The organism is Paraburkholderia phenazinium (genome assembly GCF_900100735.1).
Taxonomy (GTDB): domain Bacteria; phylum Pseudomonadota; class Gammaproteobacteria; order Burkholderiales; family Burkholderiaceae; genus Paraburkholderia; species Paraburkholderia phenazinia.
Genome location: NZ_FNCJ01000011.1, coordinates 131,826 through 147,724, shown reverse-complemented (window position 1 = coordinate 147,724; position 15,899 = coordinate 131,826). Strand labels below are relative to the sequence as shown.

Genomic DNA, 15,899 nt, shown 5'->3' with positions numbered 1-15,899 from the left:
TGAGGAAGAGAGTGCGTGCGTTCGGGTACGGCCGGGTTGATCCCGTCAGACCCCGTGCAGCCGCCGCGGGAAAAATAGCGGATAATTGCGGCTTTCATCCTAAGCCCAGATTTTATCCGAGGACAAGCGCGATGGACTTTAGCATAAAAGCCTGTGATTGGAGCAAAGGCTCGTCAAACGGGTTCCTGACTGGAAAGTCCGATTGCATCGTGATCGGTATTTTCGAGTCACAAACGCTGTCGGGTGCCGCACTGGAGATCGATGCGGCCACCAAGGGTCTCCTGACCCGCATCATCAAAGCCGGCGACATGGACGGCAAGAGCGGCACCTCCCTGTTCCTGCACGAAGTGTCCGGTATCGGTGCTTCGCGCGTCCTGCTGGTGGGCCTCGGCAAGCAGGATGCCTTCAACCAGAAAGCCTACGGCGATGCCGTGCGGGCCGCCTGGCGCGCCATTCTGGCCACCAAGATCGTCCAGGTTACCTTCACGCTCGCCCAGTTGCCTATCCTCGAGCGCTCGGCCGACTGGGGCGTGCGCACCGCCATCCTTGCACTGCGCGAACTGTCGTACAAGTTCACGCAAATGAAGAGCAAGCCGGATACTACCCCGAAGGCGCTCAAACGCATCGTCTTCAGCGTCGACACGGGCGACGAGAAAGCGGCCAAAGTCGCCGCCAAGCAAGGCGCGGCGCTTGCCAACGGCATGGATCTGACGCGCGACCTCGGTAACCTGCCGGGCAATGTCTGCACCCCGGCTTACCTCGCCAACACCGCCAGGAAGCTCGCTAAAGACTGGAAGCTGAAGGTCGAAGTGCTGGGTCAGAAGCAGCTCGAAGCGCTGCGCATGGGTTCGTTCCTGTCGGTCACGCGCGGCTCGGTCGAACCGCCCCAGTTCATCGTGCTGCAGTACCAGGGCGCCGCCGCCAAGGCTGCGCCGATCGTGCTGGTCGGCAAGGGCATCACGTTCGACACCGGCGGCATTTCGCTCAAGCCGGGTGAGGGCATGGACGAGATGAAGTACGACATGCTCGGCGCCGGTTCGGTGCTCGGCACGCTGCGTGCTGTCGTGGAAATGGGCCTGAAGATCAACCTGGTGGTGATCGTTCCGACCTGCGAGAACATGCCGGCCGGCAACGCCACCAAGCCGGGCGACATCGTCACCAGCATGAAGGGTCTGACGATCGAAGTGCTGAACACCGACGCGGAAGGGCGCCTCATTCTGTGCGACGCGCTGACCTATGCGGAGCGCTTCAAGCCGGCAGCCGTGATCGACGTGGCTACCCTGACCGGTGCTTGCGTGATCGCGCTGGGCCATCACAACAGCGGCCTGTTCTCGAAAGACGACGCGCTGGCGGGCGAGCTGCTCGACGCTTCGCGCGAAGCGTCCGATCCGGCATGGCGCATGCCGCTCGACGAGGAATACCACGATCAGTTGAAGTCGAACTTCGCGGACCTCGCCAATATCGGCGGCCGTCCGGGCGGCAGCATCACGGCGGCGTGCTTCCTGTCGCGCTTTACCGAAGCGTACCCGTGGGCCCACCTCGACATCGCCGGCACGGCATGGAAGAGCGGCGCAGCGAAGGGCGCAACGGGCCGTCCGGTGCCGCTCCTGTCGCAGTTCCTCATTGATCGGGCCGCGGACGGTCGCGCAGCACAATGACCCATCGCAGTACCCATGCGCTTGATGGTGCGATGAGGTGGAGTCGCCGATGACGAGAATCGATTTTCACTCGAACGTCGGCGATTCGCTGTTGTACGCGTGCCGCCTCGCGCGCAAGGCGTACCTGGCCGGCCAGCCGACTATCGTGCTGGCCGAGCCGCCGCGGCTGCGCGCGTTCGACGAGCAGTTGTGGAGCTTTTCGCCGCTCGACTTCGTGCCGCACTGCTACGCCGACAGCCCGCTCGCCGCGCAAACGCCGATCGTGCTGGCTGCTACGCTCGACAACGTGCCGCATTACCAGGTGCTGCTGAATCTGGGAGCGGAGGTGCCGGCGCAGTTCGCGCGCTTCGAAAGATTGCTCGAAGTGGTCGGTAACGCACCCGACGAACTGGCTGCGGGCCGCGAACGCTATCGCTTCTATCGCGATCGCGGCTATGCTCTAAACAACTACAAGCAGGGCGGCTAGCGCCGCCGTGCCCCGCGCCTGACGGCGGCGAGCCGCCGCTGTCGCGGCTGGCCGGCAACGCGCTGGCACGTCATCGCCCGCTTCCTCGACGGAGTCTATTCGTGCCCGATTCGTCCGATACTACTTTCGATACCTCGATCCCGGTTCTGGATGAGGTCCTCGTGCCGGGCAAGCCCGAGCAAGCGCGTGCGCCCCGCGGCACGGGCGAGACTCAGCCCCAGGCTGCGGAGCCGGCTGACGGTGTGACCGTCCATGCCGTCACGCCGGCCCAGGTGCAGGCGTTCGAACTGCCGGAGCCGCCCGCACCGGACGAACTGGCCAAGGCGCCTGAGCCTGCGCCGTTCGAGCCGGCCACGGCGTTCCACTTTTCCCGTGCGCAGGCGGCGCCCGCCGTGCCGGTTACCAATCTCGACGCTGACGTGCTGGCCGAGCGCCTGCGTGGGCGTTTTGCCAGTTACCTAACGGGGGAAGGGCGCGCGGTGATCGAGGCGCGTTGCCGTGATGCGCTGCAGGACCACACCACGTGGCTGGTCAACCAGATCACGCGGGAAGTTGCACTGGCGCTGGAGACGGAGATGACCGGCTGGGTGCGCGAAGCGGTCGAAGAAGAGCTGGCGCGGCGCCCCAAAGAGCATTAAGCAGGGCGCCACGGGGCATTGAGCGCGTACTGAGCGCGCCCTTATTTCAGCGTCAGGATCCAGCCGGCCAGGATGGCGGCCTGGTCGGGCGTGAGTTGGGTGTTCGCGGGCATCGGCACCTGGCCCCATACGCCCGTGCTCCCGTCGATGATCTTGTGAGCGAGGTAGGTTTCCGCGTCCGCGCGGGAAGCGTATTTGGCGGCGACGTCATGCAAGGCCGGTCCCATGAACGGACGGTTCACCGAGTGACAGCTCATGCAGTTCTGCCGCTGGGCGAGAGCGAGGCCCGGCGCCGATTCGGCCCGTGCCGGGGCGTGGATCGAGAGAGCTGCCGCCAGCGCCAGTGCTGCATACGACATTGATTTCATTCTGGTCTCCGTCGGTGCAGGTGCCCGACTCGTGGTGCCAACATTATAAAAGGAAAGGGGCGCACGGTTTTCCGTGCGCCCCTTTGTTCTGCCTGAATGTCCAGCGGCCGCTGCGGCGGTTGCGTTGCGCGTTGACCGGAATCAACTCGCCACTGCTCTGCGCCTCCGGTTTTAGCCCGTCACCGCCCCCTTGTTGGCCGGCAGCGCTAGCGCCGAGTACTTGGCCAGCACGCCGCGCGTGTAACGCGGCTTCGGTTGCTGCCATGCGGCGCGCCGGCGTTCCAGCTCGGTGTCGTCGATGTTCAGTTGCAGCAGCAGCTTATGCGCGTCGATGGTGATCGAATCGCCTTCCTGTACGAATGCGATTGTGCCGCCCACGAACGCTTCCGGCGCGACGTGGCCTACCACCATGCCCCACGTGCCGCCCGAGAAGCGGCCGTCGGTTATCAGACCGACCGATTCGCCGAGACCCTTGCCGATAATCGCCGAAGTCGGCGCGAGCATTTCCGGCATCCCGGGGCCGCCCTTCGGTCCGAGGTAACGCAGCACCACCACATCTCCCGCCTTGATCTTGTCGGCCAGAATCGCTTCCAGCGCGCTTTGCTCGTCGTCGAATACGCGGGCCGGCCCGGTGATGACGGGGTTCTTCAGGCCGGTGATCTTGGCGACCGCGCCGTCCGTGGCCAGGTTGCCCTTCAGGATGGCGAGGTGGCCTTCCTTATACAGCGCCTTGTCGATCGGGAAGATCACCTGCTGGTCGGTGCGCGGCTTGCCCGGGACGTCCTTCAGTTCCTCGGCGATGGTCTTGCCGGTGATCGTGATGCAGTCGCCATGCAGGAGACCGGCGTCGAGCAGGATCTTCATGACCTGCGGAATGCCGCCGGCCTTGTGCAGATCGGTCGCCACGTACTGGCCCGAGGGCTTCAGGTTGCAGATCACCGGCACCTTCTTGCGCATGCGCTCGAAGTCTTCGATGCTCCATTCCACTTCAGCCGCATGGGCGATGGCGAGGAAGTGCAGCACGGCGTTGGTCGAGCCGCCCGTGGCCATGATCACGGCCACGGCGTTTTCGATCGACTTCCTGGTGATGATGTCGCGCGGCTTCAGATCCTTCTTGACCGCTTCGACCAGCACGCGCGCCGACTCGGCCGCCGAAGCCACTTTTTCCTCATCCGGATTGGCCATCGTCGACGAGTACAGCAGCGACATGCCCAGTGCTTCGAATGACGAGCTCATCGTGTTGGCGGTGTACATGCCGCCGCACGACCCTGTCGACGGGCAGGCGTTCTGTTCGACCCCTTCAAAATCTTCCTGCGACATCCGGCCGGCGGTGAATTCGCCGACTGCTTCGAACGACGACACGATGGTCAGGTCGACGCCCTTCCAGTTGCCCGGGCGGATCGTGCCGCCGTACACGTAAATAGCCGGCACGTTGGCGCGCAGCATGCCGATCATGCCGCCCGGCATGTTCTTGTCGCACCCGCCGATCACGACCACCCCGTCCATCCACTGGCCCTGCACGCAGGTCTCGATACAGTCGGCGATCACTTCGCGCGACACCAGCGAGTACTTCATGCCTTCGGTGCCCATCGACATGCCGTCGGAGATCGTCGGCGTGCCAAAGATCTGCGGATTCGCGTCGGCGCCTTTGACCGCGGCGACCGCTGCATCGGCGAGGCGCTGCAGGCCGGCGTTGCACGGCGTGATCGTCGAGTGGCCGTTGGCGATGCCGATCATCGGCTTGTCGAAGTCTTCCTTCTGATAGCCGAGGGCGTAATACATCGAACGGTTGGGCGAGCGCGCGACGCCTTGCGTGATGTTCTTCGAACGACGGTTGTACGGCATGGGGGTCTCCTCAAGGGTGCTCCGGCGCCTTCAGCCAGCTTCGGCTCCGCTCTGATCAGTTTAGGTGGTGGCGCGTCACGCAAGAATGCAGTTTCTCAATGTGCGCGTCTAATATATTATTCAAGGTCTATTAGGTCGTAAAATATATCAATCATGCTGCCCATCGCGCCCGATTTGCGCCAGTTGCGCTATTTCATCGCCGTGGCCGAAGAAAAGCACTTCGGCCACGCCGCCGCGCGGCTCTCGATGACGCAGCCGCCGCTCTCGCAGGCGATTCGCGCGCTGGAGGAGACGCTCGGCGTCGAGTTGTTCGCGCGTACCAAGCGTTCGGTCGAGTTGACCCCGGTCGGCGCCGACCTGTTGCCCGAAGTGCAGCGTCTGCTCGCTAGCGCCGAAGGGCTGCGGCCGCTCGCGCAAAGTCTCGCGCGCGGCGAGGCGGGGGTGTTGTCGCTCGCCTTCGTGTCGACCGCGGACTATGGCTTGCTGCCCTTGCTGCTGCGCGACTTCGGCGCCCGCTACCCACGCGTGCGGCTGCAACTGACCGAGGCCACCAGCGACGTGCAGATCGACGAACTGGTGGCCGGCCGCATCGACGCGGGTCTGGTGATTGCGCCGCTGCCGCCGCGTCACGCGGCGCAATTGTCGTGGCTGCCGATTTCCCGCGAACCGCTGGTGATTGCGATGTCGTCGGAGATGGCGGCACGTGTCGAAGGGCGAGGAGATAACGACGGCGCAGCGGCTGGCGCCGAGTGGAGCGACACGCCGGTCAGCCTGCGCGATCTCGGCGACGCACCGCTGGTGATCTTCCCGAGGCGTTTGGCGCCAGGCTTTTATGACATCATTATGGATTGCTACGGCGTGGCCGGTCTCACGCCGCGTATTGCCCAGGAAGCGATCCAGATGCAGACGATCGTGAGCCTCGTCTCGGCGGGCATGGGTGTCGCACTCGTGCCGCAATCGCTGCGTAACCTGCGCCGCACCGGTGTGGTGTACCGGCCGCTGCGCGAATCGGTGCCTGCCATCGAGACAGGTCTCGTGTGGCGCACCGCGCAGGTGAGTCCCGTGTTGGCCGGGTTTATCGGCATCGTCCGTGCGCATGCGGCCACCGTCGAGGCGGGCGGCGCGGCGCTGCTGCGAGGCGAGTGAAAGCTGCGGGGCTTACACTGCGCCTTTTTGCACGCCGTTGCGAACGCATCGCGCGGCGCGCCGTCCAACGCCAACCCGCTAAGCCTTATCGAAGCCGCTTTTTGAACCTGAACTGCCCATAACAACACGATGCACATTCATCCCAACTTCGACCCGATCGCGATCCATCTAGGGCCGCTCGCCGTACGCTGGTACGGTCTGATGTACCTGGTGGCATTCATCATGGCGATCGTCGTCGGCCGGCTGCGCTTGCGTTTGCCCTACGTCGCGGCGCAAGGCTGGACCGTCAAGGATATCGACGACATGCTGTTCTACGGCGTGCTCGGCACGATCTTCGGCGGCCGCCTCGGTTACGTGCTGTTCTACAAGGCGGATTACTACTTCGCGCATCCGCTCGACATCTTCAAGGTGTGGGAAGGCGGCATGTCGTTCCACGGCGGCTTCCTCGGCGTCACACTCGCGATGGTGCTATTTGCCTGGCAGCGCAAGCGCTCGTGGCTGCAGGTCACCGATTTCGTTGCGCCTATGGTGCCCACCGGGCTCGCGGCGGGCCGCCTCGGCAACTTCATCAACGGCGAGTTGTGGGGCCGCGTGACGGACCCGAACGCACCGTGGGCCATGATGTTCCCGGGCGCCTCGAACGACGACGCCATCTGGCTCACGCGCCATCCGGACCTGGCAGCAAAATGGCATCTGAATGAGATCTTCGCGCAATATCACATGCTGCCGCGTCATCCGTCGGAGCTGTACGAGATCGCGCTCGAAGGCATTACGCTGTTCTTCGTGCTGTGGTTCTTCTCGCGCAAGCCGCGTCCGCTCGGCGCCATTTCCGCGGTGTTCCTGATCGGCTACGGCCTCGCACGCTTCACGGTGGAATTCGCCCGTGAGCCGGACGACTTCCTCGGTCTGCTGGCCATGGGGCTTTCGATGGGACAGTGGCTGTCGCTGCCGATGATCCTGGTCGGCGCAGGGCTGCTGGCATGGGCTTACCGGCGCAAGGGCCGCGAAGCGGTCAAGGCTGTCGGCGCGAACTGATTCGAGCCGCGCTCGTTGCTCGTTGATCGTTGAAGCAGAAACGCCACGGCATGCCGTGGCGTTTTTGTTTGGTGCTGCTCATGTTGAGTATTCGCAGCAGGAAGCGGCCTCGCGTGCGGAGCGAGCGTCACTCCGCACGGGGCTGCTTCATCGTTACTTCATCTGCACCGAGCCCGACACGTTCACCGTGACCGTCGAGGTGCCCGCTTCGAGCGGCAGCGGTGCCGCGGCCTTGGCGTCGGCGCCCATCGCGCGCGCGCTCATCATCATCATGGGACGCGGCATCACGCCGTTTTGCCCGACGTTCACTTCGCGGATCGAATAGCCGCCGTAGCCGAATGCCTGAGCCGCAGCGCCCGCCTGCTTGCGGAACGAGGCGATCGCTTCACCGGTGAGCTTCTGTTCGGCGGCACGCTGCGCTTCCGGCGACAGCGAGAATTGCACGTTGCCGACTTGCATGTTCGATGCCATTTCGCCGGCCAGTTTCGAGGCCGCGGCGAAATCATGCGATTCGAGCACCACTTCGGTCCGGCCGCGCCATGCGGAGATACGGCCATCGCGATCGGTTGACGGATAGATTGCAAACGAACCGGTGCGTGCGGTAACGCCGCTCACGCCCTTGGCCTGGCGCAGTGCCGCGTCGGCGCGCTGGTTGAGCGTAGCGGTGAGGGCCGACGGATCGCTCGCTTCCTGTTCGTAGAACAGCGTGATGTTCACCACGTCCTGCGGGACCTCGGCGCTGGCTTGTGCGTTCAGCGACAGCACGCCGGCCGGTTCAGCTTGCGTGACACCCTGGGCGCGGGCAGCGGCCGAGGCGAAGGCAAACGGCGTAGAGAGAGCGATGGCGAGTGCGATGGCACGGGCGGCTTTTTGCGTCATTATTAGACTCCTTGCTTGAGCAGGTTATGCGCGATGACTGTATGCGGGCTGCGTGCGGCGGCCTCCCATGAAGCCGTCGCGACGCGTAACGCGTGCTCGACATCGGGATGGATCGTTCTACCCGATGGCACGCTGCTTGCGAGCCGCGCTTGTGACCCAATTAGGCGCACCCACCCCCGCCTTGGTTCCCCAACTTGACAATTGGCTTGCTGCGACGCGAGGTCACATGTCCGGCGCGCGAGCGCGACGTTGCCGCGTGGCCCGAGTGCATCCGGCCACGGCGCGTAGTCAAGATTGTTAAACGAGGCGCTTGGTGATGAAGCGCCACTCGGCCTCGGTGACCGGTGTGATGGACAGCCGGTTGCCTTTGGCGAGCACGCGCATGTCCGCGAGTTCGGCATGCTCGCGCAGCGCGGCCAGCGGAATCAACGGGAGTTTCTTCTTGAACACGACGTCGACGAGCACCCAGCGCGGCGTCTCAGGGGACGATTTCGGATCGTAGTACGGGCTTTTCGCGTCGAACTGCGTGGGGTCGGGGTAGGGTGTCGACGCTACTTCGGCGAGGCCGGCAATGCCCGGCTCGGGGCAGCTCGAATGATAGAAGAGGACCCCGTCGCCGATTTGCATCAGGTCGCGCATGAAATTGCGCGCCTGATAGTTGCGCACGCCGGTCCACGGCAAGATGTGTTGCGGTGCGTGGGCGAGGTGGTCGATGCTTGCTTCGTCCGGTTCGGACTTCATTAGCCAGTAGCGCATGAATCGAATTGAACGTTGAAAAGAAAGAGAAAACGCCGTAAATCAAGGCCTAAAAAGATGGGCGCAGGGTAGACGCAGTGTAGATGCAAAAGCGCAGACCCGAAAGCGTGGCCCCAAAGAAAAACGGCACCGGACTCCAGTCCGATGCCGTTTGATAAGGTCCCCGCCTTAGCCGCTAGGCCGGCATCCTGAACCTGAGGTTCAGAATTGGTCGCAGTTAGCAGCACTTCGGGTACATCAGACAGAGTGACGCGCACACCCGTGCTACAAATTTCCGCAACCGTGCACATGGCATTGGTTCAAGGAATATATGACCTTGGCGAACCAGGCAGGGAAGCTAAACTGATTGAATTCAAACGCTTGCTGGTCCCTTCGTGAATCTTGTGAGGCAGGACCGCGTACTTTGCGTGAATTCTAATTGGCCGTACAGCTACCGTACAGCTACTTCAAACCCTTTTACTGCATGCTGTACTGTTGAATCACAGTACCTAGCTGTTCGTTCATTTGATGCATTGTACGCCGGATTTCCTCGGCGGGAAATGCTTCTCCGTGTCGCACGCTCGCTTGCAGCTTAAGCAGTTCCGATGCCAGCGACAACGCAGCCATCACGGCGATGCGATCGACGCCGCGCACATTGCTGTGCGCGCGGATCTTCGACATCTCAGCGTCGACGCGTGCCACCGCTTCGAGCAGCGCAGCTTCGGTTTCCGGCGAGCAGGCGAGACGATAGGGCTGGCCGAGAATCGATACTTCGATCTGCTTGGTGGTCATGCGTTTTCTCCGTGGCGGGTGACGGCGTTACCGGCCTCTTCTTCCTGTGGCGCTGCTTCGAGCAGATCGAGCTGGTTGTCCGGCTCGTTGTGCGCACGCGCCCGCGGCAATTTTTCGAGGATCGCATTCAGGCGCACCTGGGCGTCGTCGATCTTGGCAGACAGGGCATCGCGCTCGGCTTGCAGCGCGTCGCGCTCTTCGCGCATCTGTGCGAGTTCGGCACGTGTTGCCTCGGCTTCGGCGCGCACTTGTGCGAGCTGTGTTTCGAGTGCTTGACGCGCTTCGTTGTGACGCTGGCTGATCGCAATCAGCCTGCCGATATTCTGTGAAAGTGTTTCGAGTTCGGTGAGCATGTGCTGCGTCCTCTAAAGACATCGCATTTTAGCGCGGAATGTCGCAGGTTCCGATAATTGTCTCGTTTCGAGACGTAACAGCATCGCTTTGTGCAGACTTCCGCTGCCGAAACGGTTGGAACGTACCCGTCAATTGCACATCGGTCAGTCTGCGAACGCACGGAAACTGGCCTGCTTGACCTTTCTTGACGGTTCTCGGTGCCACTCCTAAACTTGCGGCGCTTTGGGGCCGGCACACGTTTTCCAATGCGGTTTTCAAATGCGAACCCGCGAGTGTGCCACTACCCGAGAGGCGTGGGAAGGCGAGTCGATGCGTCGCTGCACCATAACCCGTACCCGTATTTCGGCTTCGCCAGACCGAACAGTTACTATCTGGGCTAGACCCTGAATCTCACCGAACGCTGGAAAGTTACTGCGAGCGATGCCGACGCGTTGCGTGCGCTCCAACGCAACGAGCCAACGTGGCGAACCCTTCGTACATGGCCGCGCAAATCCAGAATCTGCTGAACACTATGAACTGGCCTACACCTACAACCCGCCGCGTCGCGGCGCCGACCTCACGCTGGCCGCTCAGCAGTCATGATGCCGGGCCGGCGGCACTGAGGCTGCACGAATGAATCGCCTGTCCGTGCGCAGTCTGCCGCTCATGCACGCGAAGCGCGCCGCGGCGATCTGGTGTGTGCTCGCCGTGCTGGCGCTGGTGGTACTGATGGCGTCGCTGGCGCTCGGCAGCGTAGCGCTTTCGCCGGCCCGCGTGTTGGCCGCGCTGCTACCGCTGCCCGCGCATGGCGGCGCACCGGCCGACCTGGCGGGAGAAATCGTGCGCTCGCTGCGCTTGCCGCGCGCGCTGGCGGGTTTTGCGTGCGGCGCGTTGCTGGCGGTGGCCGGCGCGCTGCTGCAGGTGTTGCTGCGCAATCCGCTGGCCGAGCCGTATGTGCTGGGCGTATCCGGAGGAGCCGCGAGTTTCGCGCTGTTCGCGATGATGGCCGGTTGCGCGTGGTGGCTCGTCGATGCCAGCGCGTTCGCCGGGGCGTTCGTGTCGATCCTGCTGGTGCTCGGTCTCGCGCGCCGCGAGTTGTGGCGCGGCGAGCCGCAGGACACCTCGCCGCGTTTGCTGTTGACGGGCGCGGTGATCGCGGCAGGGTGGGGCGCGCTGATCACCTTGCTGTTGACGCTCGCGCCGGATAACCGCTTGCGCGGCATGTTGTTCTGGCTGACCGGCGATCTGAATGGTGGCGGCTTTCCCTGGCTCGCGCTCGCCGCGCTTGTGGCCGTGCTGGTTGCGATTCTGCCTGCTGCGCCTCAGCTCAACGTGCTGTTACGCGGCGATGCGGCAGCCCAGGCGCTGGGCGTCTCCGTGATGCGCCTGCGTTTGCGTGTCTATCTGGTCGCTTCGCTCGCGGCAGCAGCGGCCGTCACGACCGGCGGGACGATCGGCTTCGTGGGCCTGGTGGTCCCGCACACCTTGCGGCTTGCGTTCGGCAACGATCAACGCATGCTGTTGCCGGCCGCTGCGCTTGGCGGCGGTGTGGCGGTGATGGGCGCGGACCTCGTCGCTCGCACGGCGGTCGCGCCCGCCCAATTGCCGGTGGGTGTGATCACGGCGTTGATCGGCGTGCCGGTGTTCCTGTGGATGCTGTTGCGCAGGCCACGATGACGACACGCATGCTACCAGGGGCTTTGCATGCTTCACTCGCCCCTCCCGCCACATTGAGCGTGCAACACCTGACGTTGCGCGCAGGCGCGCGCACGCTGCTCGATCGTTTCACGCACACGTTCTATCCGGGCGAAGTCTGGTGCATCGCCGGGCCGAACGGTGCGGGCAAGACCACCTTGATTTCCGCGCTGGCCGGTCTGTTGCCGCCAGCGGCAGGTCACGTCGAACTGGACGGCGTGCGCTTGGCCGAGTGGCCGCTTGCATCGCTCGCACGACGCCGTGCGCTGATGCCGCAAAGCGCACACGACGCCTTCAGCGCGAGCGTGCTCGATATTGTGATGCTGAACCGCTTTCCGCATCTCGCGGGCTGGGGATGGGAGCGCCCGGCCGATCGCGCCGCTGCGCATGCCGCGCTCGACCTGCTCGGCCTCAGCGCGTTCGCCACCCGGGACGTGCTGTCGCTCTCGGGCGGCGAGCGGCAGCGCGTGGCGCTCGCCGCCGTGTTGTGCCAGGAGGCACCGTTGTTGCTTCTCGACGAGCCGCTGTCTCATCTCGACCTGCATCACCAGATCGACTGCCTCGAGGCATTGATTGGTTGGGCGGCCGAGCCGAAGCGTACAGTAGTGTTTTCGTGTCACGACCTGAACCTCGCGCGACGCTTTGCAACCCATGCGCTACTCCTGGATGGCGCAGGCTCGGCATTCGCAGGTCCGGTGCGCGAGGTGCTGACGCCGGCGCTGGCGAGCCGGGCCTTCGGTTATCCGCTGATCCTGCTGCAGGACGGCGGGCATGAGGCGTTGATTCCCGCGCCACGGCCGCACTCGGCGCAGAGCGGGGCGGCAGGACCGTCTTCATGACGCGCGCTACAGACTTTTCTCTTACTCGAATACCTATGACTTCGTCACTCGCATTGCCCGTCGTCGAACCGCTCGATCAGACGCTGCGCAAGACACTGCAACATCTGATCGATACGAAAACCAAGCCGCCCGGCAGCCTCGGGCGGCTCGAAACGCTCGCGCGGCAGATGGGCCTGATCCAGCGGACCACTCATCCTACGGTGCAACGTCCGGCAATGATCGTGTTCGCGGGCGACCATGGCATTGCTGAAGAAGGCGTGAGCCCGTATCCGCAGGCCGTGACTGCGCAGATGGTGGCGAATTTTCTGGCCGGCGGGGCGGCCATCAATGCGCTGAGCCGCGTCGCCGATATGACGCTCGAAGTGGTCAATGCAGGCATTGCGACGCCGCTGCCGGCTACCGAGGGGCTCGTCGATATCCCGGTTGCCGCGGGCACGCGCAACTTTGCCCATGAACCTGCGATGACGCGCGAGCAGGCGCTCGCCGCGATGCGTGCTGGAGCCGCGCGCGTGCGTCATCACGCGGCGCTCGGCACCAATGTGATCGGCTTCGGCGAGATGGGCATTGCCAATACGTCGGCGGCCGCCTGCCTGATGAGCCGTCTGTGCCGCGTGCCGATCGACGAATGCGTCGGACGCGGCACCGGTCTCGACAATGCCGGGCTCGCGAAGAAACGCAATGTGCTGGCCTCGGCGCTGGCGCATCATGCGCCGAGCGCCGATCCGTTGGTTGTGCTCGCAACCTTCGGGGGCTTCGAAATCGCCATGATGGCGGGCGCTTATCTCGCCGCCGCCGAAGCACGCATGACGATTCTCGTCGATGGGTTTATCGCCACTTCCGCGCTGCTGGTCGCCGATGCATTGGAGCCCAACGTGCGTGAATACTGCGTGTTCGCGCATGCCTCGAACGAAGCCGGGCATCGCCGCATGCTCGACCATTTCGGCGGAATTCCGCTGCTCGCACTCGACATGCGCCTGGGCGAAGGCACCGGTGCAGCGCTGGCCGTGCCCTTGCTGCGCGCCGCGACGGCCTTCCTCAACGAGATGGCCAGCTTCGAATCGGCCGGCGTCGCGGATCGCGATGCTTAAGCGGCTCACAGGCCTCGCATGCCGATGAATCCGCTGATGGAGTTGCGCTACTTCTTCACGGCGCTTGGCTATTTCACCCGCGTACCGGTGCCGCGCTGGGTCGGCTATGAACCGCACTATCTGAACGCGGCTGCGCGCTACTTTCCGCTGGTCGGCGTGCTGGTGGGCGGCCTCGCTGCGCTCGTCTATCTGGCGGCCCTGCATGTGTTTCCGCCGGGCGTGGCAGTGCTGCTGTCGATGGCCGCGACCCTGCTCGTCACCGGTGCGTTTCATGAGGACGGTCTGGCGGATTGCTGCGATGCGTTCGGTGGCGCCTATACGCGCGAGGACGTGCTGCGCATCATGCACGATTCGCGCATTGGCGCGTTCGGTGCAATTGCGCTGGTGATTGCGCTGGCTCTGAAGTGGCAGACGCTTGCGGCCTTGCCGCCGTTGCGCGCCGCAGGTCTGATGATTGCGGCGCACGCCGCGAGCAGAACCGGCGCGATCAGCTATCTGGCGACGCTCGATTACGTGCGTGCCGAGGGCAAGGCGAAGCCGGTCGCGCAACGCTTGAGCGGTGCGGCGTTCGCGCTGGCGGCGCTGTTCGGACTGCCGGCGCTGTTCTGGCCGGACTGGCGTTTCGGCTGTGCGGCGCTCATGCTGCTGGTGGTGCTGCGCGTCGTCATGGGCCGCTATTTCGTCAGACGCATTGGCGGCTATACCGGCGATTGCCTGGGCTTCGCGCAACAGATTTTTGAACTGGCTATCTATCTGTTGGGGCTTGCATGGATCTCGTCCTGATTCGTCATCCGGCGGTCGCCGTCGATGCGGGCGTCTGTTACGGGCACAGCGATGTCGCCCTGGCCGCCGACCCAGAGGAGTCTGCAACAGCGCTGGCGATGCGCCTCGCTACCTTGCAGGTGCCGCCGCCGCGCGTGCTGCTGGCGAGTCCGCTGCTGCGCTGTGCCTCGGTCGCCGCGGCGCTGGCGGGGAGTTTCGGTTGCGCCCATAGTTTCGACGACCGCTTGAAGGAAATGGATTTCGGCGCGTGGGAGCAACAGCGCTGGGACGCGATTGATCGCGCGCTGCTCGACGACTGGGCGGAGAATTTCGACCACTCGCGTGCGCATGGTGGCGAGAGCGTCGCGCAGTTTGTCGCGAGGGTGCAGGCGTGGCTCGATGCGTTTGCTCAGACACGCGAATGTTCGCCGGCGTATGTGGTGACGCATGCCGGCGTGATGCGGGTGATCGCCTCGTTGGTGCTTGGCGTGCCGGTGGCGCGCACGACCCAGTGGTCGCTCGAGATGGCGGGCGTGGCGTGGCTGCGGCGTGACGATGAGCAGCAAGTCTGGTCGCTGGTGCGCTGGAATGCCTGAGCGGTTCGCGTTATCAGTTGATCGCTAGTGCGCTTGACGTGAGCGCGCCGCTGCTCGCGGCTCACTCTTACTGTGCGTTGGCCGGCCTGCGCGAGCGTGCCACCTCCAGATCCTCACATAATTGCGCGGCGCCTTGCGCGATCCGCGGTGCAGGACGGTCGATCAAATCGCCGTCGATGGCGAACAGGTTGTTGCGCGCCACCGCCGTGACGCTCGGCCACGCACGCCATGCATCGAGTTTCGCCAGCGGCGCATCGGGCTTGGTGGCACCTGCCGATGCGGTCACGATGGCCTCCGGGTTGGCGGCAAGCACCGCCTCGGTCGAAACCGTCGGCACCAGCGGTTCGAGTTTGGCAAACACATTGCGGCCACCGCATAGCGTGATCACGTCGCTGATCATATGCGTGCCGTTGAGCGTCATCAGCGGTTGATCCCACACTTGATAGAACACGCTGACAGGCGGCCGGCTTGCATAGCGTGCGCGCAGCCGTGCGATGTCCTCGCGGTATGCGGTCGCGGCGGCATCTGCGGTGTCCGACGTGCCGAGCAGGGTGCCAAGCCGGGTCAGGGTGAGCGCCACGTCATCCAGTTGATGCGGCTCGCTGAAGAATAGCGCGATGTGCAACTCGCGCAGGCGTTCGAGTTGAGATTGAGCATTGCCGTGCCGCCAGACCACGATCAGATCGGGTTTCAGCGCGACGATGCGTTCGAGGTCGAGCGCCTTGTTGTCGCCGACGCGCGGCACCTGCTTCGCAGCCGGCGGGTAGTCGCTGTAGGACACGGCTCCTACCAGCTTTGCGCCGCCGCCCGCTGCGTAGATCAACTCGGTCACGTGCGGCGCGAGGCTGATCACGCGTTGGGCCGGGGCGGCGAGCGTGACGGTGGCGCCGGTGTCGTCGGTCGCGCTGACCGTGGCCTGTGCGGTCGACGCGAAAGCGCAGGCGAAGAGCGTGGCGCAGATGAGCGAGACGAAACGCGAAGCGAAAAACGAGGCGAAGCGTGAGGGTCGAGTCATGTGGCTGGC

17 protein-coding genes and 1 other RNA gene are annotated in these 15,899 nt (G+C 64.4%); 10 read left to right on the top strand and 8 right to left on the bottom strand.

Translation table 11 applies throughout. The annotated features are described in order from the left end of the window. Window positions 1-131 precede the first annotated feature (131 nt). The 3 genes from BLQ92_RS23510 (at window position 132) to BLQ92_RS23500 (ending at window position 2,762) form a co-directional block, all read left to right on the top strand. Window positions 132-1,658: a leucyl aminopeptidase gene (locus BLQ92_RS23510; protein ID WP_090686976.1), complete on the top strand. Its 1,527-nt coding sequence runs from the start codon at window positions 132-134 to the stop codon at window positions 1,656-1,658. A gap of 49 nt (window positions 1,659-1,707) precedes the next feature. After that, entirely contained in the window at window positions 1,708-2,124 is a 417-nt protein-coding gene (locus tag BLQ92_RS23505; protein ID WP_090686974.1) for a DNA polymerase III subunit chi, read from the top strand. A 101-nt stretch (window positions 2,125-2,225) separates the two neighbouring features. Next, the gene (locus BLQ92_RS23500) at window positions 2,226-2,762 is read left to right on the top strand and encodes a DUF2486 family protein (RefSeq protein ID WP_090686972.1); all 537 of its coding nucleotides are present in this window, start codon (window positions 2,226-2,228) and stop codon (window positions 2,760-2,762) included. Between the two features lie 41 nt (window positions 2,763-2,803). Here the strand turns inward: BLQ92_RS23500 and BLQ92_RS23495 are convergent, their stop codons facing one another. Together BLQ92_RS23495 and ilvD are read right to left on the bottom strand one after the other, a co-directional pair. Then, window positions 2,804-3,130: a c-type cytochrome gene (locus BLQ92_RS23495; RefSeq protein WP_090686970.1), complete on the bottom strand. Its 327-nt coding sequence runs from the start codon at window positions 3,128-3,130 to the stop codon at window positions 2,804-2,806. A 171-nt stretch (window positions 3,131-3,301) separates the two neighbouring features. Next, a complete protein-coding gene (gene ilvD / locus BLQ92_RS23490) occupies window positions 3,302-4,975 on the bottom strand; it encodes a dihydroxy-acid dehydratase (RefSeq protein WP_090686968.1) in 1,674 nt (557 codons plus the stop codon). A 153-nt stretch (window positions 4,976-5,128) separates the two neighbouring features. On the opposite strand from ilvD, the gene BLQ92_RS23485 reads away from it, so the two are divergent. Together BLQ92_RS23485 and lgt are read left to right on the top strand one after the other, a co-directional pair. Beyond that, window positions 5,129-6,121 carry a LysR family transcriptional regulator gene (locus tag BLQ92_RS23485; protein ID WP_090686966.1) on the top strand — a complete coding sequence of 331 codons (993 nt, stop codon included), beginning with the start codon at window positions 5,129-5,131 and terminating at the stop codon, window positions 6,119-6,121. 129 nt (window positions 6,122-6,250) lie between these two features. After that, a complete protein-coding gene (gene lgt / locus BLQ92_RS23480; protein ID WP_090686964.1) occupies window positions 6,251-7,156 on the top strand; it encodes a prolipoprotein diacylglyceryl transferase in 906 nt (301 codons plus the stop codon). Between the two features lie 153 nt (window positions 7,157-7,309). On the opposite strand, the gene BLQ92_RS23475 is transcribed toward lgt, so the two are convergent. From BLQ92_RS23475 to BLQ92_RS23455, 5 genes are all read right to left on the bottom strand, one after another. Beyond that, window positions 7,310-8,035 carry an SIMPL domain-containing protein gene (locus BLQ92_RS23475; protein ID WP_090686963.1) on the bottom strand — a complete coding sequence of 242 codons (726 nt, stop codon included), beginning with the start codon at window positions 8,033-8,035 and terminating at the stop codon, window positions 7,310-7,312. Window positions 8,036-8,332: 297 nt separating this feature from the next. Beyond that, complete coding sequence (locus BLQ92_RS23470; protein WP_090686961.1) at window positions 8,333-8,791, bottom strand: EVE domain-containing protein; 459 nt, start codon at window positions 8,789-8,791, stop codon at window positions 8,333-8,335. 156 nt (window positions 8,792-8,947) lie between these two features. Continuing rightward, window positions 8,948-9,129: non-coding RNA, 6S RNA (gene ssrS, locus BLQ92_RS23465), on the bottom strand. A 118-nt stretch (window positions 9,130-9,247) separates the two neighbouring features. Next, window positions 9,248-9,562 carry a cell division protein ZapA gene (locus BLQ92_RS23460; protein ID WP_074302088.1) on the bottom strand — a complete coding sequence of 105 codons (315 nt, stop codon included), beginning with the start codon at window positions 9,560-9,562 and terminating at the stop codon, window positions 9,248-9,250. Continuing rightward, window positions 9,559-9,915: an ATPase gene (locus tag BLQ92_RS23455; protein WP_090686959.1), complete on the bottom strand. Its 357-nt coding sequence runs from the start codon at window positions 9,913-9,915 to the stop codon at window positions 9,559-9,561. Before BLQ92_RS23455 ends, BLQ92_RS23460 begins: the two co-directional genes overlap by 4 nt. A gap of 613 nt (window positions 9,916-10,528) precedes the next feature. Here BLQ92_RS23455 and BLQ92_RS23450 point away from each other — a divergent pair. From BLQ92_RS23450 to cobC, 5 genes are read left to right on the top strand one after another with little or no spacing between them, the layout of a single operon-like run. Then, window positions 10,529-11,572 carry a FecCD family ABC transporter permease gene (locus BLQ92_RS23450; protein WP_090686957.1) on the top strand — a complete coding sequence of 348 codons (1,044 nt, stop codon included), beginning with the start codon at window positions 10,529-10,531 and terminating at the stop codon, window positions 11,570-11,572. Beyond that, window positions 11,569-12,429, top strand: a complete 861-nt coding sequence (locus BLQ92_RS23445; protein WP_244106360.1) for an ABC transporter ATP-binding protein — start codon at window positions 11,569-11,571, stop codon at window positions 12,427-12,429. Before BLQ92_RS23450 ends, BLQ92_RS23445 begins: the two co-directional genes overlap by 4 nt. Window positions 12,430-12,464: 35 nt before the next feature. Next, a complete protein-coding gene (gene cobT, locus BLQ92_RS23440) occupies window positions 12,465-13,517 on the top strand; it encodes a nicotinate-nucleotide--dimethylbenzimidazole phosphoribosyltransferase (RefSeq protein WP_090686955.1) in 1,053 nt (350 codons plus the stop codon). Window positions 13,518-13,541: 24 nt separating this feature from the next. Further along, window positions 13,542-14,300, top strand: coding sequence for an adenosylcobinamide-GDP ribazoletransferase (locus tag BLQ92_RS23435; protein ID WP_090687214.1), 759 nt, complete (start codon window positions 13,542-13,544; stop codon window positions 14,298-14,300). After that, on the top strand, window positions 14,285-14,875 hold the full coding sequence (gene cobC, locus BLQ92_RS23430) for an alpha-ribazole phosphatase (protein WP_090686953.1): 591 nt from the start codon (window positions 14,285-14,287) through the stop codon (window positions 14,873-14,875). The genes BLQ92_RS23435 and cobC overlap by 16 nt, the downstream gene beginning before the upstream one ends. 67 nt (window positions 14,876-14,942) lie before the next feature. On the opposite strand, the gene BLQ92_RS23425 is transcribed toward cobC, so the two are convergent. After that, window positions 14,943-15,890 (bottom strand): cobalamin-binding protein, encoded by a 948-nt coding sequence (locus BLQ92_RS23425; RefSeq protein ID WP_090686951.1) that lies wholly within the window; start codon window positions 15,888-15,890, stop codon window positions 14,943-14,945. Between the last annotated feature and the right edge of the window lie 9 nt (window positions 15,891-15,899).

What these genes read in the sequence shown, in the direction of transcription:
- BLQ92_RS23425 (WP_090686951.1), bottom strand. Translation starts at nt 15,890, where the DNA reads ATGACTCGACCCTCACGCTTCGCCTCGTTTTTCGCTTCGCGTTTCGTC.
- BLQ92_RS23460 (WP_074302088.1), bottom strand. Translation starts at nt 9,562, where the DNA reads ATGACCACCAAGCAGATCGAAGTATCGATTCTCGGCCAGCCCTATCGT.
- cobT (WP_090686955.1), top strand. Translation starts at nt 12,465, where the DNA reads ATGACTTCGTCACTCGCATTGCCCGTCGTCGAACCGCTCGATCAGACG.
- BLQ92_RS23470 (WP_090686961.1), bottom strand. Translation starts at nt 8,791, where the DNA reads ATGCGCTACTGGCTAATGAAGTCCGAACCGGACGAAGCAAGCATCGAC.
- BLQ92_RS23475 (WP_090686963.1), bottom strand. Translation starts at nt 8,035, where the DNA reads ATGACGCAAAAAGCCGCCCGTGCCATCGCACTCGCCATCGCTCTCTCT.
- BLQ92_RS23435 (WP_090687214.1), top strand. Translation starts at nt 13,542, where the DNA reads ATGAATCCGCTGATGGAGTTGCGCTACTTCTTCACGGCGCTTGGCTAT.
- lgt (WP_090686964.1), top strand. Translation starts at nt 6,251, where the DNA reads ATGCACATTCATCCCAACTTCGACCCGATCGCGATCCATCTAGGGCCG.
- ilvD (WP_090686968.1), bottom strand. Translation starts at nt 4,975, where the DNA reads ATGCCGTACAACCGTCGTTCGAAGAACATCACGCAAGGCGTCGCGCGC.
- BLQ92_RS23445 (WP_244106360.1), top strand. Translation starts at nt 11,569, where the DNA reads ATGACGACACGCATGCTACCAGGGGCTTTGCATGCTTCACTCGCCCCT.
- BLQ92_RS23455 (WP_090686959.1), bottom strand. Translation starts at nt 9,915, where the DNA reads ATGCTCACCGAACTCGAAACACTTTCACAGAATATCGGCAGGCTGATT.
- BLQ92_RS23450 (WP_090686957.1), top strand. Translation starts at nt 10,529, where the DNA reads ATGAATCGCCTGTCCGTGCGCAGTCTGCCGCTCATGCACGCGAAGCGC.
- cobC (WP_090686953.1), top strand. Translation starts at nt 14,285, where the DNA reads ATGGATCTCGTCCTGATTCGTCATCCGGCGGTCGCCGTCGATGCGGGC.
- BLQ92_RS23505 (WP_090686974.1), top strand. Translation starts at nt 1,708, where the DNA reads ATGACGAGAATCGATTTTCACTCGAACGTCGGCGATTCGCTGTTGTAC.
- BLQ92_RS23495 (WP_090686970.1), bottom strand. Translation starts at nt 3,130, where the DNA reads ATGAAATCAATGTCGTATGCAGCACTGGCGCTGGCGGCAGCTCTCTCG.
- BLQ92_RS23485 (WP_090686966.1), top strand. Translation starts at nt 5,129, where the DNA reads ATGCTGCCCATCGCGCCCGATTTGCGCCAGTTGCGCTATTTCATCGCC.
- BLQ92_RS23510 (WP_090686976.1), top strand. Translation starts at nt 132, where the DNA reads ATGGACTTTAGCATAAAAGCCTGTGATTGGAGCAAAGGCTCGTCAAAC.